Genomic DNA, 14,612 nt, shown 5'->3' on the forward strand with positions numbered 1-14,612 from the left:
GTTAAACTAAACTTTTTAATGCGGCATCGATTTCAGAAAAGTGAAAACGGTAATTATTTTCTAATGCTTTTTTAGGCACCACAAATTGGCCGGTTGTAAGTAGATCTGCCATTTCTCCCATTAGAACATTGAGCACAGCTGCAGGCATGGGCATAAAGGCAGGGCGTGACAATGCTTTGCCCAATGATTGGCTAAATTGTTTATTGCTCACCGGATGCGGGGCAGTGGCATTTACAGCACCAGAGATATCTTGATTACGAATCAAAAATAAAATGAGCTGCACCATGTCATCAATGTGGATCCATGACATACCTTGCTCGCCATTGCCAATTGGCCCGCCTAAACAAAGCTTAAATGCAGGCAACATTTTTCCAAGTGCGCCGCCTTTTTTAGCCAGTACAATGCCTGTGCGAAGTAAGCAAACACGAGTATCGTCAGACTCAGCTTTTAATGCAGCGAGTTCCCAATCCCTGCAAAGTTGGTGACTAAATTCATCGTGTGGTTCTGTGTTGTTTTCATCAACTTGGGTTTTACCTTGGCGACCATAATAGCCTATTGCACTGCCTGAAATAAACGTATGTGGCGGTGTATGACACTGATTAATTGCATCGCTTATGGCTTGGGTAATAATAATTCGGCTATCACGTATTTTTGCTTTTTGTTTATCACTCCAGCGTTTATTAACGATAGGTTCGCCGGCTAAATTAATGACAATATCGACCGTATTTAAATCGACATCGTCTAAGCTGCTAACAGCATTTACTCTGTGACCTAACAACACTTTAGCTTTGGTTGGATTTCTACTTAGTACCGTAATGTCGTGGTGGTGCAACAAGAAAGGGCAAAGGTGCCTACCAATCAAGCCCGTGGCGCCTGTAAAAAATATATGCATTGCAACTCCAAAATTATAAATAAAGAGGGATGTTTAAAATTTATACTCCCCAGCTCAACGATTTGCAAATTTATACGTACTAATCATTATTATGATCACCCATAAATATTTAATTCTATTGGGTTTTGCCTTACACTGAAGCCAAATAACAGCAATAGGATAAGAGTATTGGCAAGTTTAACTGGGGTAAATAAAAGCTTAATTATTTTTGCAGCGTTGGTCATTGTATTGGCGGGCATTAAAGCCGCAAGTGCTATTGTTATTCCGTTTATTTTGGCAGCATTCATCGCCATTATTTGTAGCCCACTCATTAATTTTTTTGCTCGCTACCGTATTCCAAAAGGCATAGCGGTGGTGCTTGTGGTGCTTATTATTATGGGCTTAGGTGTTAGCTTAGGCGGTTTAGTGGGGCAGTCGGTTAATGACTTTTCAAAGCAGTTACCTGAATACAAAGCACAGTTAAAAGAAGAATTTGTATGGCTGGTTGATATGGCGTCGCAATACAATATATTAATTAATAAAGAACAAATTTTGTCTATGTTCGACCCCGGTAAAATGGTTGATGTTGCCACCAATATGTTAACCGGCTTAGGTAGCGTAATGGCCAATATGTTTTTAATTATTTTAACGGTTGTTTTTATGCTGTTTGAAGGGCCCATACTTGGCAAAAAAATTCATTTAGCACTAGACGACCCCGACAGCAAAATTAAGCAAATTGACCGCTTTTTAGACTCTATTAACTCTTATTTGGCCATTAAAACCCTAGTAAGTTTAGCCACCGGTGTAATTGCTGGTTTTTACTTGTGGATACTCGATGTTGATTACTTTGTACTTTGGGGCGTATTGGCATTTATGCTTAATTACATTCCTAACATTGGTTCAATCATAGCGGCTGTTCCAGCACTGTTACTGGCGCTTATTACTCAAGGCCCCTTAGTGGCAGGGCTTGTTGGCGCGGGTTATTTAACTATAAACACCGTAATGGGTAATATTGTTGAGCCTAAATATATGGGTAAAGGGTTAGGGCTTTCTACGTTAGTGGTGTTTTTATCGTTAATATTTTGGGGCTGGCTATTAGGCTCTGTGGGTATGTTGTTATCGGTGCCGTTAACTATGATTGTAAAAATAGCGCTAGAAGCCAGTGACGAAGGGCGTTGGTTAGCCACTATGCTTGGCACAGGTGAAGAAACCGTCATTAAATCAGAAGACTAATACCTTACAAAGGCGTGCCTAAGCACGCCTTTAACATTATTAAGTATTTATTAAATTAGCTAAGGCGCTATCTACGGCGTTTATAGCCCCCTCTAAATAGCCAGCCTCCTGCTTTGCAAACTCACTGCCCACAAAATGCACTTTTAACTGTTTGAGCTGCTCGCTAAGCCCTGAAAAATTAAATTCAGGATGCTGCGATACACCTAGTTGGTCATCCTTGTTGGCCACAAATTCATCCTCAGCCCAATCTTTTATCGTGCAATCAGTGGCAGTATAAGCCTGCTCACCATAAAAATAGCCAAGCTGATCAAGGCAGGCTTGGGTTAATTGCTCGCGAGTTACTTGACTTCGCTGTAAGTAAGGCACGCCAATAAAGCCAAATAGAGCAGGGTGAGCATGATCACTTGCTGACGCATCATGTATTTCTACTAACGGGCCAACACGGCTAAAACATTGCCCAGATAAGTTTTTATCTCGCCAAAAAGCGTGCTCAAAGGTGGCAACAAATTTTGCTTGGCCAGCCATCCACGTCGGCACCGACGTTAAACGCTGAGTTAAAACATTATCAGCCCATAAATGCGGGGTTAAATGCTGGCCGATCATTCTAGGGGGTAACGCAAACAGTAACTGATCGCAAGTAAAGTGCTGCGTACTCCCTTGGTAATTAGCGCTTATATGCCAGCCATCGGAGAGCTTTTTTACTTCGCTAACAGCGTGCTCTAATTTAACGGTGTTTGGGTCAAGCTGCTGATAAAGCGCATTAATAAGCTGGGTCATGCCGTTTTGTATTCTAAATAGCTGCATTTCACCCGCCCCTGCAATTTGCTGGGCAGGGGCAGTATGCGATGCTTGATACAACACATCGCCTTGGGTGTATTGCTCAAACACAGGGATGTTTAAAGCAGCAACTAACTGTTGAATATTAGGCTGGTGCGGAAATATCCAGGTAGGGCCCAAATCATGGCCAATGATGTTGTTAGTTGCCAAAAAGTGAGAGGCAATTCGGCCACCCAAATTGGCTTTGGCTTCTAATAATAAAAACGGAATATTTCGCTTTTTTAGGTTGTAAGCGGCATATAAGCCCGCTAAGCCACCACCAATAATAACCACAGGTTTATGCATTTTAAAATCACTTTAGCTAAATCAATCTACTGGTAGGTAGTTTGTGGTTTTTATGCAGATTTGTCAAAACGTTTTATGGGCTGAGTGAGTAAGCTTTAGTGTGCACTCATACTCAGGAAAATGAGCGACGCGCGTATAGTATGCTAATTAGCACTACTTAAAAGAATAAAACTTAATGATAGCAATGTGTTAGCTAATTTGTTAAAACTATATGTAGTAAAAAAAATAAGCGCAGCGCTGGTAGAGATATACGCGAGTCGCGCAATATAAAATTGTTAGCTGCTTTTGGAAAGAATCATGGATGTAATAGATATAAAAACATTTATCCCAAGTAAGGACTTCGAAATTTCAAAGTCTTTCTACTTGGAAATTGGATTTAAATCAGAGTACGTAACCGACGATCTCACACTTTTTGAAAACGGTGATTGTCTTTTCTTTTTGCAGCGCTTTTACAATGAAGATTTTGCCAAAAATTTTATGTTGCAAATCTGCGTTTCAGACATCTACGAAGCATATGAGTTATGCTCTAAATCCGAACACAAAACAAAGATTACCCCAATCCAACAAGAAGCTTGGGGTAAGATCTTTTATTTATGGGGGCCAGTGGGTGAACTGTTGCATATCACGCAGCTGAGCAGCTAACAAAACGCTGTTGTGGCTCCATTTGGTCGCTGGGACGCTAACACGTGGGTTGACTCGCTTCGCTCGGATTTTAGCCCATGAGCTTATTATTCAATAAAAATAATGTAGACACCCAATTTAAAACAAAAAATAGAAAACACCCATTAAAAGTGTTGATATTTTATAGACTTAAACAATTTTTGTTAATCTTTCTATGCAGTGCGGCAAGACATTACAAACAGCAACCGTCCTCATGATCGTTTATGATGCAAATCAAATTTAAGTACAAGTAGTTCTGTTTCAATGGAGATGAAGAGTGATATTAGTTTTGTTTTTTATGTTTATATCTTTTTTTAGATGGTGTTATCTTTACTTCATCTTAGTTAAGTTAAAAAGAAATAGAGCAACGGCTATCAGGATCGATATTGTAATATTATTGGTGCAAGTATACGTGGCAGTCTGTATTGAAAACTCGACTTATTTTTTATCGGATTCTGGGTTTGTTTTTGTTCTCATCGCAATGGTTGAAAGTATGGTGCTCAGGAAGAAATCATTAGATTAGTAGCAAGATCGTTCCTAATTTTTCAGAAGCTGAAGTAATTTCACTTAAGTCTCAGACGACTAAGGCAATATTTAAACATAGTGTGGTTGGCAGTAATTAAATTTCCGCACTTGTTCTGTTAACTTAAAACGACATTGATGCCACTAAAGTTAACCAAGAAAATTAAACTATAAAACTTTTTAAAAGATAAAAATGACAGGACTAATTTATCAGTGAGAATGATTGATAGAGTTTATGTCTGAAAATAATCCTTTTATGAAGAACAATTAACAACAGAGTAAAGTTGATGCATGTTTCGCTAAAGCCAGTATTCGTTAATAGGATAAGATGAGTGAGGGAATATACATTCAGTTAGTTGCTATTCTGGCAGCTTTAGGCTGGACCTTTTTACAGGTTTGTTGCCTGTTTATCGCTACACAATGTGTTTTTGGAATTGTGAATTTGGGATCTAATAGCTCAAGTATTCGTGAGAAAATATTACTGCATGCTGTTACGGGAGCTTTTTACTCTTTGTTTATTCTGCCATTTATTTCGTTAGGGATGTTTTACTTTGCCACGATTAATATTCAAGGCTGGTATGAGCTCAAACCGTCAATTTGGGTTTTTGTAACTTGGTGCGTCGGGTTGTTTATGTTCTTTTTTTTCATATCCTTAACGGAATGGTTGTGCGATCTAGTGAAAATAAACAAAAGAAACGTATGAATAACGATAATTAATATTAAATCAGCCCTTAATTTTGTACTTTCAAATGCTTTCTAAGTGGGTTTTATTCAGTATAAATTATAAATAGTGTCTAAGCGCATTCTTATTAAACTTTATCAGCTGTTTATGCTTTTGCTGCTATCTTTATTTATTACTAGTTCAAGTCGCAAATAATACAAACTAGAATAAGGGTAAAAAACTAAAATGACTCAAAATAATAAAATTAACTATATTGAAATTCCTGCACAAAATATTGCAGCTACAAAGGCTTTCTTCAGTACGGTGTTTGGCTGGTCATTTGTAGATTATGGCCCAGAATATTGTAGTTTTACCGCGCAAGGGGTTGATGGTGGTTTCTTTAAATCTGATTTAGTTGTTTCTACTAAAAACGGAAGCCCGTTAATTGTGTTATACAGTAATGACCTTGAAGCGACTCAAAATAAAATTGAAAAAGCTGGAGGCAAAATAATTAAGCCTACATTTTCATTTCCCGGTGGTAGACGATTTCACTTTAGCGACCCTAATGGAAATGAATTTGCGGTATGGTCAGAGTAATCACATAACAAAGTATAAAAACTAACAAAAATGCAGCCTTTGAGGCTGCACTTTTTAAAACACTAATAAACTGAACTCTAAATTACCAAGCCACAGCACACATCGCTTACCTATGAGCTAATTAAAGAGCCGTTTTAAGCTGCTGAATAAATTGCTCGGTCATGGCTATTTCACATTCTTTGTAGGTAACAACGGCTTGTTGTGCATTAGGTTGTTTTAGCATGTAGCGCCATTGGCAACTTCTTTGAATGTAATTGTCTTTAGCGTTAATACTTAGTTTAAATAATGACAAAATTTGGGTGTTGCCGGTTTCGCTTTCTAATGCAGATAGTTCAAAGGTACGCTTTTGGATCCAGCTATCTTGTTCTTGCTGTACTCTATTTAATTTGGCATCTAAACATTGTGTATATGCTTTGATTTGTTCGGGTAGGGCGTTTTTTTCAAGTGTGCATTCTAGCGGCGCTGCAACGCTTGGAACAGCCCAAGCAAATAACAGAGCTAGAGTAAAACAAAGAATATAGTTATTTTTTTTCATGGTAATTAAACTCGAGAATAAATTTTGCGCCGCCCAAACGTTGCGACTGAGAAATAGTTAACAACCCGTGATACGACTTCACCAAGTCAGATACAATCGCCATGCCAACACCATGACCACTTTCGTAAGTATCAAGGCGAGTACCGCGTTGAAGCAATGACTCGCGTTTGTCTGGTTGAATACCCGGGCCGTCATCACAAATACTAATGCTAAGTGTTTTAGCTTGTGAAACGTCAATACTTACTTGGGAGCGACAGGCCTTGCAGGCATTATCTATTAAGTTACCTAATAACTCCATTAAATCGGTTTTATCGCCTAAAAAGTAATCTTTATCACTCACTTTGCAATTAAATATGATGTCTTTATCGCGATAAACCTTACCCATTGCACTTAAGATAGAGTCGATAACCGGTTTGATGGGGGTTTGCTTTTTCCATGTATCGGAAGCCCCAGTAGCAGCACGCTTTAATTGGTGCTCGATCATCACATTAATTCGGTCAAGTTGTTCTTGTGCGTCGGCATCGTTGGCCAGTGGGCTTGATTTTAATACAGCTAACGGCGTTTTAAGTGCATGTGCTAAATCACTGAGTGAGGCTCTGTAGCGCTCTTTTTGGCGCTGCTGCGACTCTAACAATAGGTTGAGGTCGGCTTTTATTGTTTGTAGTTCAACGGGGTATAAGCCTTTAATTTCTTGAATATCGCCTGATTCAATAGCTTTTATTTCTTTATCTAGGCGCTGCAGCGGCCTTGCACTCCAAATAAAACCAATAGCCATTAACCCTGCAATGGCAATGCCCATTATAAACATCCAATCGACTAAGGTTTGTTTAAACCCGTCCATTAAACGCAGTAGGGCATCGTTGCGTTTTAATAAAATAAATCGTGCTTGTTCTGACTGGTCAATATTATTAAGAATGACCGTTAAGCTTAACTGCCAATAGGCGGTGTTGTTATAAACCACGCGTCTAAAATCTGCGGCACCGGCTTTGGGCTCTATATATTGGGGAACAAAGTTAACGTTAACCGCAGACTCAGAATGCCAAATAGGCACATCGTCACGGTAAATCATGGCATAAGTATCAGAATTTAAGTTGTTGAGTTCGGGGGTTAAAATAGAGCTGGGCATAATAATACCACGCTCGGTAAAATCAACCTCGGAGATGAGTGAATACAGGTGCGCTTCGAGGTTTTTTTCGGTGGCATCAACAAGTGACGCGTAATACGCCTTACCTATGGAGTAAAACAAAATGGGTAAGGCGACTAATAAAACAAAGACAAGGATAAATCCTTGCCTTATTTTTAACGAAATTTGCGGTGCTACCACTGGCTTTTAAGCCTGTAACCACGCCCACGTAGTGTTTCTACTGGGTTAAGCACACCGTCTGGGTCGAGCTTTTTACGTAAACGCAATACAAACACTTCAATGACGTTTGAATCAAGATCGAAATCTTGGTCATAAATATGTTCTGTTAACTCAGACTTTGAAATTACTTTTTGCGGGTTAACCATTAAGTATTCAAGTACTTTATATTCGTATGCGGTTAAGCTTAGCTCTTTGTCGTTTACCCACACTTGTTGTGAACGCGTATGAATTTTAATAGGGCCGGCTGTCATTTCTGGGTTTGCTTTACCTGCACTTCGACGAATAAGCGCATTACAGCGAGCAATGAGTTCTTCAACATGAAATGGCTTAGTTAGGTAGTCGTCAGCGCCCGCATCGAGGCCTTCAACTTTGTCTTGCCAGCGATCGCGCGCCGTTAAAATTAAAATAGGGATAGTGATCCCTTGGGCGCGGGCTTTGTTTATAAGCTCTATACCATCTATTTTAGGCAGGCCTAAATCAACCACTGCCATGTCTAAAGGGTATTCTGTTATATGAAAAAGGCCCGCTTCGCCATCGTGACATAAATCAACACTGTAACGCTCTTTTTCTAATGCATTGCGCAGATTATCTGCCAAATGTAAATCATCTTCTATTACTAAAATTCGCATTGGTTAATCCTTTTTCACTTCGCCAGTTTTTTTGTTTATCTTCAAATCGACGACGTGGCCGTCAGCTTTTAAAATTCGTACTGTATAAAATTGTGTTTCTTCTGAAATTTTTAATGTTGTACCGTCTGTGGTTTGCTTTGCAAGTATTACTGCTTTCTTTTTGCTTATCTCAATTTTATCGGGTGTGCTGTTAGTATTATTTGCATGGGCAACATTAGCCAAACAAAAAACAGCAATTAAATTGAGTGTTAATAATACACGCATTACGAAACTCCTAGAACATACCTGCTTAGCCTAAAAAACTAAGCCACTAAAATTTAATTACTCTATTGAGTATTTAAATTTTTATAAGACAAAGTCTAATTAAAAATGAGTGAACAAACCCTGAATTACTGGTTGCAGTTAAACAAGGGAACTCACGTTAATGTTAAGCAGGGAACACTTTTTTGAATGGTTTAACAATTGAGTTTTCATATACGCCACCCGCAACATAAGGATCATCTGCGGCCCATTCTCTGGCATCTTCTAAAGAGTTAAATTCAGCAATCACTAAAGAGCCAGTAAAGCCCGCATCTTGAGGGTCTTCACTATCAACCGCTGGAAGGGGTCCGGCTGTTAATAGTCGACCTTCGTTTTCTAGCGTTTGTAAACGTGCTAAATGAGCAGGGCGAGCAGCTTTTCTGTGCTCTAAGCTGTTCTGGACGTCCGTTGAATAAATCATATACAACATAAAAATACTCTCAAAACTTGTTAAATTTAATTAACTGCATACTAGCATAGCGTTGATAAATGGTGAATTAAAAGTGTTTATGGCGATGTTTACAGCAAGAATGTTTTTTTACGCGGTAATTGCTTGAAAAGCGTTGTGTAACACTGGTAGAGTCCCTTGGATAAGATAAATAATAACAAGGTTATTACATGAGTGAAAATAGAGAGCACTTTAGCTCCCGCTTAGGATTTATATTAGCAGCGGCGGGTTCTGCTGTGGGCATTGGTAACTTAGTAGGCTTTCCAGTTTCTGCGACTAAGAATGGTGGTGGTGCATTTTTGCTCGTCTATGCTTTGTTCGTCGCATTCATTTGTTTACCCGTCATGATGGCCGAAATGGCTATGGGTCGCCACGCACAAAAAGATCCTCTTGGTGCATACAAAGCGTTAGCCAATAACGATAAGAAATGGAAGTTTGCTGGCTTTTTAGCCGTGTTAACGCCATTTATGATTGCCGTTTTTTACATGGTGATCACGGTGTGGATTTTTGGTTACTTAAGCCAAACCGCGCTGGGTAATTTAGATATGCTGGCAAACCCTGGACACTTTGGTGAGTTTATAAATAGCTATACTGTGTTTGGTTATATGGCGCTGGTAGTGGTTATCGTTAACCTAATTCTGGTCGGTGGCGTAAAAGACGGCATAGAAAAAGCAGCTAAATTTTTAATGCCAGCTTTATTTGTCATGCTTATTATATTGGTGGGTTACGTACTCACTCTTGATAACGCCATGGCCGGTGTTAAGTACTACATTATTCCTGATTTTAGTAAAATGAATGCCAGCGTGCTGAATGGCGCATTGAGCCAAGCGTTTTTCTCATTGTCGTTAGGTATGGGTATTTTAATTACCTATGCATCTTATATCTCGAAAAAAGATGACATTGTGGGCAGTGCGAAAATGGTTGCCATTACCGACTCATTAGTTGCCTTTGTTGCAGGCTTAATGGTGTTACCGGCTATTTTTAGCTTTGACCCAAATACCGATCCAACAAAGTTATCTGACTCGTCAGTTTCAATGATTTTTGTGTACTTACCAAAAATCTTATTAGCGTTACAACACGATATTGGCTATTTTGGTGCATCAGCCGTGGCATTTATTTTCTTCTTATTGGTATTTTTTGCTGCGATCACATCATTGGTATCTATTGTAGAAGTGCCGACTGCCACACTCAGCGACCGTAAAGGCATTAGCCGTAAAAAAGCGCTAGGCATACTTACCTTATCAACCGGTGTATTAACCATTATGTGTATTATGTCGTTTGGTATGATTGACAGCCTAACTACTTTTACTAGCTACGGCAGTGGTAACAAGAGCTTTTTTGATATTGTATATGACGTGTTCTACGACACTATTTTACCACTCAATGGTTTAATGGTGTGTTTGTTCGTAATGTATAAATGGAAGAAGGTTCGTTTAAGTGAAGAGCTAAGACAAGGTTCGCCTAATTATGCGAATAGCTTTATGGAAAAGTACGTTAACTTTTCACTACAAACATTTATCCCCGCGATTTTACTGCTTATTTTTGTAAATACCGTTGCGACCAAGTTTTTTAATATCAGTATTTTTGGTTTTTAATTAAAAACTAATTTAATAAAGCCGCGCTTGTCGCGGCTTTTTTATTGCGGTTAGTTAATTCAGTGCACCCGAATCTAAGTAGTCACCAATCCCTAGGGTAAACATCCAAATGCCCCATAAGCTGTGCTCAATAACACAGGCAAAAGTTGAGCGGCTTTGCGCGTAGGTATAGGCAAACAGTAAGCCACCGACAAACGCTAAACTAACAGCTATCCAATTGGCGTAAATAATATGTGCTAATGCAAATACACTGGCGCTGATAATTATACGTAGCCATTTACTGGGCATAATGCGCTTATAGCGATGAAAAAAATACGTTCTAAATATTAACTCTTGCGGGATCACCGACAACAAAGGGTAGAGCAGCAATAGCATCAGCCAATCGGTGAGGTTTTCACGCGGTAAAGTAAACCAGTGTCCTTGGTAGAGTAGGTTGTAAAACACCCCTGAAAATAACGCGCCAATAAAGAAAAAGCTAAACATACGGCGCTTCACAGCAGAAAACTGCCCCAAACTGGTTAATCTAAAGCGCTTAAAGTGAATGTCGTTTAGTAGCAGCATACAGCACACACTCATTAAAATGATCAGTGCTGGAATAAGCCAGTTAGATAAATACTGGCGAATATTAAAGCCAATTAAAGGCAGGATGATAAAAATAAAGGTAAATTCAAACCAGCGGTATTGATTAGCGTTCACGTTTGCTCACGGTGATTTTTATTTCACCTTAGCAAGCGATTAAGTCATCTTTATGACTATAAAACAGCCAAGCTGATTATATTTAACGCCACTCATTACCCCTTATGCACTTTGGGCTTGGTTAAGGTTGACTTACCTCCTTGTAACCCTTAGCCTGCCTGCTTTTATTTTTACATCATTGTATTGCCACGCTAGTTGGCTAAAGCCAGCGCGTGTATTTAGGAGCAAAAAATGAATAAGGCAGAACTTGTTACAGCCATGGCACTCACGAGCGAGTTAACAAAAAAAGACGCACAAGCTGCGTTAACCAGCTTACAAAAAGTGATTACAAAGTCGCTGTCTGAAGGCGATCAGGTACAAATTTCAGGCTTTGGTACTTTTGCACTTAGTTACTACCCAGCGCGTACTGGTCGTAATCCACAAACTGGTGCAGCGATTGAAATAGAAGGGGCTAATAAAGCCGTATTTAAACCAGCAAAAGCGTTAAAAGAGCGCCTTTAATTTAAAATTTTAGTGCCTGTAAGTTCGCTTTTCCCCCAAAAGCTACTACGTAGCTTACAGGCTCTTTGCATTATTACCTTTGCCTGTAGTATCTGCAATCAGTGTAAATAATTTACATTACTTGTTTATTACCTTTTATAAAATCTTATTATATTCAGCGTGTTATGTTTGGTATGTGATATGCAAATACGGTTATGTATTGAATGAAATAAGGAGTATTTAATGAGTAACTTACATAACAGTAATCGTTTAAAAGGTAAAAAAATTGCCATTTTAGCCACCGATGGATTTGAGCAAAGCGAGTTACTCTCGCCACAGGCTGCATTACTTGAGGCGGGCGCCGATATAGATGTTGTTTCTATTAAAGAAGGGCAGATCACCGCATGGGATGAAGACAAGTGGGGTGAAAAAGTTGCTGTTGATAAATTAGCTGCCGATGCAAATGCCGCTGACTACGATGCACTTTTACTGCCGGGTGGTTTGTTTAATCCCGATAGCTTACGTCAAAATACAGATGCCAAAGCGTTTGTTGATGGCTTTTTTGGCGCAGAAAAAAACAAACCCGTGGCCGCTATTTGCCACGCGCCGTGGTTATTAGCTGAAATTAATAAGCTCAGAGATAAAAAAGTGACTTCTTTCCCTAGTATTAAAAGCGATTTAATTAACGCCGGAGCTCACTGGGTAGATCAAGAAGTGTGTGTTGATAACGGCTTAGTCACTAGCCGCAGCCCTGCAGATTTAGATGCATTTAATGCAAAATTTATTGAAGAAATACTCGAAGGTAAGCACCAAGCGCATTAGCTGTGGGCTTTTAAATAGAAAAGGGCATATTACATGCCCTTTTTTATTGATAATGATAAAACACAGCTTGCTATTAAAGTGCAGTAGCGGCTTTCATATCGCTTACAAATGTTTTTAGCTGCGTGGTCATTGCATCTAAATCATCTAAGTTTGCTTCAATAATTTTTACCACAGCAGAGCCCGAAATAGCCCCCGCAGCACCGGCTTTAAGTGCCGCTTTTACATCTTCAGGCGTTGAAATACCAAAGCCTAATAACGCAGGCGCACTGTGGTACTCTTGCAAACGCGTAACCACATGGGTTGCTGGCATTTGTGCTTTGGTGTCTGTACCTGTTACCCCAGCACGAGAAAGCAAGTAGGTGTAGCCACGGCCGTATGATGCACATTCACGCAGGGTATCGTCACTGGCGTTCGGTGTAGCGATAAAAATCGGGTCGATACCATTGGCCATGGCGGCTTTTCTAAACATTTTAGACTCATGTAATGGCACATCAGCCACTAAAATAGAGTCAACACCCACAGCTTTTGCATCGGTGTAAAACTTTTCTAAGCCACGTTTAAATATTAAGTTTGAATATAATAACAAACCAATTGGAATGTCGGCGTTATATTCACGGATCTCTTTAATAATATCAAAGCAGTCTTGCGTATTAATATGCACGTTTAAGGCACGAATATTGGCTTTTTGAATGACAGGGCCATCGGCAATCGGGTCGGAAAAAGGAATACCTAATTCAAGCCCGTCAGCACCGCCATCAATTAAGCTTTTAATAATTTCGATGCTTTGCGCTTTACCTGGATCGCCAATGGTTACAAACGGTACAAAAGCACCCTGGTTTTGCTCTTTAAGCGCGGCAAACATTTGTCCATAACGGTCAGTTTTTACGTGGCTCATAGTTGACCTTCCTCTGATAATACCTTGTGTACGTGGGCTAAGTCTTTGTCGCCACGACCACTTAAATTAATAACAATGATACTGTCTTGCGTTTGCTCTTCTGCATATTCGAGGGCATAGGCTAGCGCATGACTTGATTCAAGCGCAGGAATAATCCCTTCATGTTTAGCCAATGCTTGAAAGGCATCAAGTGCTTTGGTGTCGGTAATACCGACATATTGAGCACGGCCAGTTTCGTGCAAAAAGGCATGTTGAGGGCCAACTGCGGGGTAATCTAGTCCCGCCGATACAGAGTAAGACTCTTCAATTTGGCCATCTGTATTTTGCATAATATAAGTGTAAGTACCGTGCAAAATACCTTTTGTTCCTTTACAGATAGTTGCGCCATGTTCGTGCGTGTCTAACCCTTTACCTGCAGGTTCAACACCAATGAGTTTAACGCTTGGCTCATCAATAAAATCGGTAAACATACCAATTGCGTTAGACCCACCGCCTACACACGCAATAACCGCATCAGGCAAACGGCCTTCGGCTTTAAGTACTTGTTGTTTTGCTTCTTCACCAATTATTTTTTGATATTCACGTACAATAGTCGGGAATGGGTGAGGGCCCGCTGCAGTACCTAAAAGGTAATGAGCCTCTTGATAATTGGCTGACCAATCACGCAGTGCCTCGTTAACCGCATCTTTTAATGTGCCCGAGCCTGCAGTTACTGGAATAACTTCAGCGCCCATTAGCTTCATTCTAAATACATTTGGTTGTTGGCGTTCAACATCTTTTGCACCCATATAAATGCGGCATTTTAGTCCAAGTAACGCACAGGCAAGTGCAGTGGCTACACCATGTTGGCCGGCGCCTGTTTCAGCAATCACTTCTTTTTTACCCATACGTTTGGTAAGCAGTGCTTGGCCTAAAACTTGGTTTGTTTTGTGCGCACCACCGTGGAGTAAATCTTCACGCTTTAAGTACAGTTTTACTTTTGGGTTTTTAACTAAGTTACGCGTTAAAGTAAGCGGGGTAGGACGACCTGCATACTCGTTAAGTAATTTACTTAGTTCTGCCTGAAATTCAGGATCTTTCTGTGCTTTATTAAATTCGTTTTCTAACTGCTTAAGCGCAGGGACAAGCAGTTCGGGTACAAACATACCGCCAAACTCGCCAAAATAAGCTGGATTTTGCATTT

The 14,612-nt window shown here is 39.8% G+C and carries 16 protein-coding genes; 6 read left to right on the plus strand and 10 right to left on the minus strand.

Going from position 1 to position 14,612, the window contains the following annotated elements; all coding sequences use genetic code 11:
• Window position 1: 1 nt before the first annotated feature.
• Window positions 2-892 (minus strand): TIGR01777 family oxidoreductase, encoded by an 891-nt coding sequence (locus QL984_RS00385; protein WP_290171843.1) that lies wholly within the window; start codon window positions 890-892, stop codon window positions 2-4.
• 168 nt (window positions 893-1,060) lie between these two features.
• Here QL984_RS00385 and QL984_RS00390 point away from each other — a divergent pair, with 168 nt between their 5' ends.
• Window positions 1,061-2,104, plus strand: coding sequence for an AI-2E family transporter (locus QL984_RS00390; protein ID WP_013465095.1), 1,044 nt, complete (start codon window positions 1,061-1,063; stop codon window positions 2,102-2,104).
• 39 nt (window positions 2,105-2,143) lie between these two features.
• On the opposite strand, the gene QL984_RS00395 is transcribed toward QL984_RS00390, so the two are convergent.
• Window positions 2,144-3,226, minus strand: a complete 1,083-nt coding sequence (locus tag QL984_RS00395; RefSeq protein ID WP_290171844.1) for an FAD-dependent oxidoreductase — start codon at window positions 3,224-3,226, stop codon at window positions 2,144-2,146.
• Between the two features lie 297 nt (window positions 3,227-3,523).
• Here QL984_RS00395 and QL984_RS00400 point away from each other — a divergent pair, with 297 nt between their 5' ends.
• Both QL984_RS00400 and QL984_RS00405 read left to right on the plus strand, forming a co-directional pair.
• A complete protein-coding gene (locus QL984_RS00400; RefSeq protein WP_036954510.1) occupies window positions 3,524-3,868 on the plus strand; it encodes a lactoylglutathione lyase in 345 nt (114 codons plus the stop codon).
• A 1,447-nt stretch (window positions 3,869-5,315) separates the two neighbouring features.
• Window positions 5,316-5,666, plus strand: coding sequence for a VOC family protein (locus tag QL984_RS00405; RefSeq protein ID WP_013465093.1), 351 nt, complete (start codon window positions 5,316-5,318; stop codon window positions 5,664-5,666).
• Between the two features lie 121 nt (window positions 5,667-5,787).
• On the opposite strand, the gene QL984_RS00410 is transcribed toward QL984_RS00405, so the two are convergent.
• The 5 genes from QL984_RS00410 to QL984_RS00430 all read right to left on the minus strand — a co-directional run bounded on the left by QL984_RS00410 (window position 5,788) and on the right by QL984_RS00430 (window position 8,923).
• A complete protein-coding gene (locus tag QL984_RS00410; protein WP_290171845.1) occupies window positions 5,788-6,201 on the minus strand; it encodes a hypothetical protein in 414 nt (137 codons plus the stop codon).
• Window positions 6,188-7,525, minus strand: coding sequence for an ATP-binding protein (locus tag QL984_RS00415; protein ID WP_028835133.1), 1,338 nt, complete (start codon window positions 7,523-7,525; stop codon window positions 6,188-6,190). The genes QL984_RS00410 and QL984_RS00415 overlap by 14 nt, the downstream gene beginning before the upstream one ends.
• On the minus strand, window positions 7,519-8,193 hold the full coding sequence (locus QL984_RS00420; RefSeq protein ID WP_008109187.1) for a response regulator transcription factor: 675 nt from the start codon (window positions 8,191-8,193) through the stop codon (window positions 7,519-7,521). Before QL984_RS00420 ends, QL984_RS00415 begins: the two co-directional genes overlap by 7 nt.
• Window positions 8,194-8,196: 3 nt before the next feature.
• Window positions 8,197-8,457, minus strand: a complete 261-nt coding sequence (locus QL984_RS00425; protein ID WP_016900388.1) for a PepSY domain-containing protein — start codon at window positions 8,455-8,457, stop codon at window positions 8,197-8,199.
• A gap of 163 nt (window positions 8,458-8,620) precedes the next feature.
• Window positions 8,621-8,923 carry a YciI family protein gene (locus QL984_RS00430; RefSeq protein ID WP_016900387.1) on the minus strand — a complete coding sequence of 101 codons (303 nt, stop codon included), beginning with the start codon at window positions 8,921-8,923 and terminating at the stop codon, window positions 8,621-8,623.
• A 188-nt stretch (window positions 8,924-9,111) separates the two neighbouring features.
• Between QL984_RS00430 and QL984_RS00435 the strand changes: the two genes are divergently transcribed.
• Complete coding sequence (locus QL984_RS00435) at window positions 9,112-10,536, plus strand: sodium-dependent transporter (RefSeq protein WP_290171846.1); 1,425 nt, start codon at window positions 9,112-9,114, stop codon at window positions 10,534-10,536.
• A 54-nt stretch (window positions 10,537-10,590) separates the two neighbouring features.
• Here QL984_RS00435 and QL984_RS00440 read toward each other — a convergent pair whose 3' ends face one another.
• Window positions 10,591-11,232: a CPBP family intramembrane glutamic endopeptidase gene (locus QL984_RS00440; RefSeq protein ID WP_290171847.1), complete on the minus strand. Its 642-nt coding sequence runs from the start codon at window positions 11,230-11,232 to the stop codon at window positions 10,591-10,593.
• A 231-nt stretch (window positions 11,233-11,463) separates the two neighbouring features.
• On the opposite strand from QL984_RS00440, the gene QL984_RS00445 reads away from it, so the two are divergent.
• Both QL984_RS00445 and QL984_RS00450 read left to right on the plus strand, forming a co-directional pair.
• Window positions 11,464-11,733 carry an HU family DNA-binding protein gene (locus QL984_RS00445; RefSeq protein ID WP_290171848.1) on the plus strand — a complete coding sequence of 90 codons (270 nt, stop codon included), beginning with the start codon at window positions 11,464-11,466 and terminating at the stop codon, window positions 11,731-11,733.
• 222 nt (window positions 11,734-11,955) lie between these two features.
• Complete coding sequence (locus QL984_RS00450; protein WP_024603095.1) at window positions 11,956-12,534, plus strand: type 1 glutamine amidotransferase domain-containing protein; 579 nt, start codon at window positions 11,956-11,958, stop codon at window positions 12,532-12,534.
• 73 nt (window positions 12,535-12,607) lie between these two features.
• Here the strand turns inward: QL984_RS00450 and trpA are convergent, their stop codons facing one another.
• Together trpA and trpB are read right to left on the minus strand one after the other, a co-directional pair.
• Window positions 12,608-13,429 carry a tryptophan synthase subunit alpha gene (gene trpA / locus QL984_RS00455; RefSeq protein ID WP_028835137.1) on the minus strand — a complete coding sequence of 274 codons (822 nt, stop codon included), beginning with the start codon at window positions 13,427-13,429 and terminating at the stop codon, window positions 12,608-12,610.
• The gene (gene trpB / locus QL984_RS00460; protein ID WP_010390233.1) at window positions 13,426-14,610 is read right to left on the minus strand and encodes a tryptophan synthase subunit beta; all 1,185 of its coding nucleotides are present in this window, start codon (window positions 14,608-14,610) and stop codon (window positions 13,426-13,428) included. Before trpB ends, trpA begins: the two co-directional genes overlap by 4 nt.
• Window positions 14,611-14,612: the final 2 nt, after the last annotated feature.

This window comes from Pseudoalteromonas sp. APC 3495 (genome assembly GCF_030407645.1).
GTDB classification, from domain to species: domain Bacteria; phylum Pseudomonadota; class Gammaproteobacteria; order Enterobacterales; family Alteromonadaceae; genus Pseudoalteromonas; species Pseudoalteromonas tetraodonis.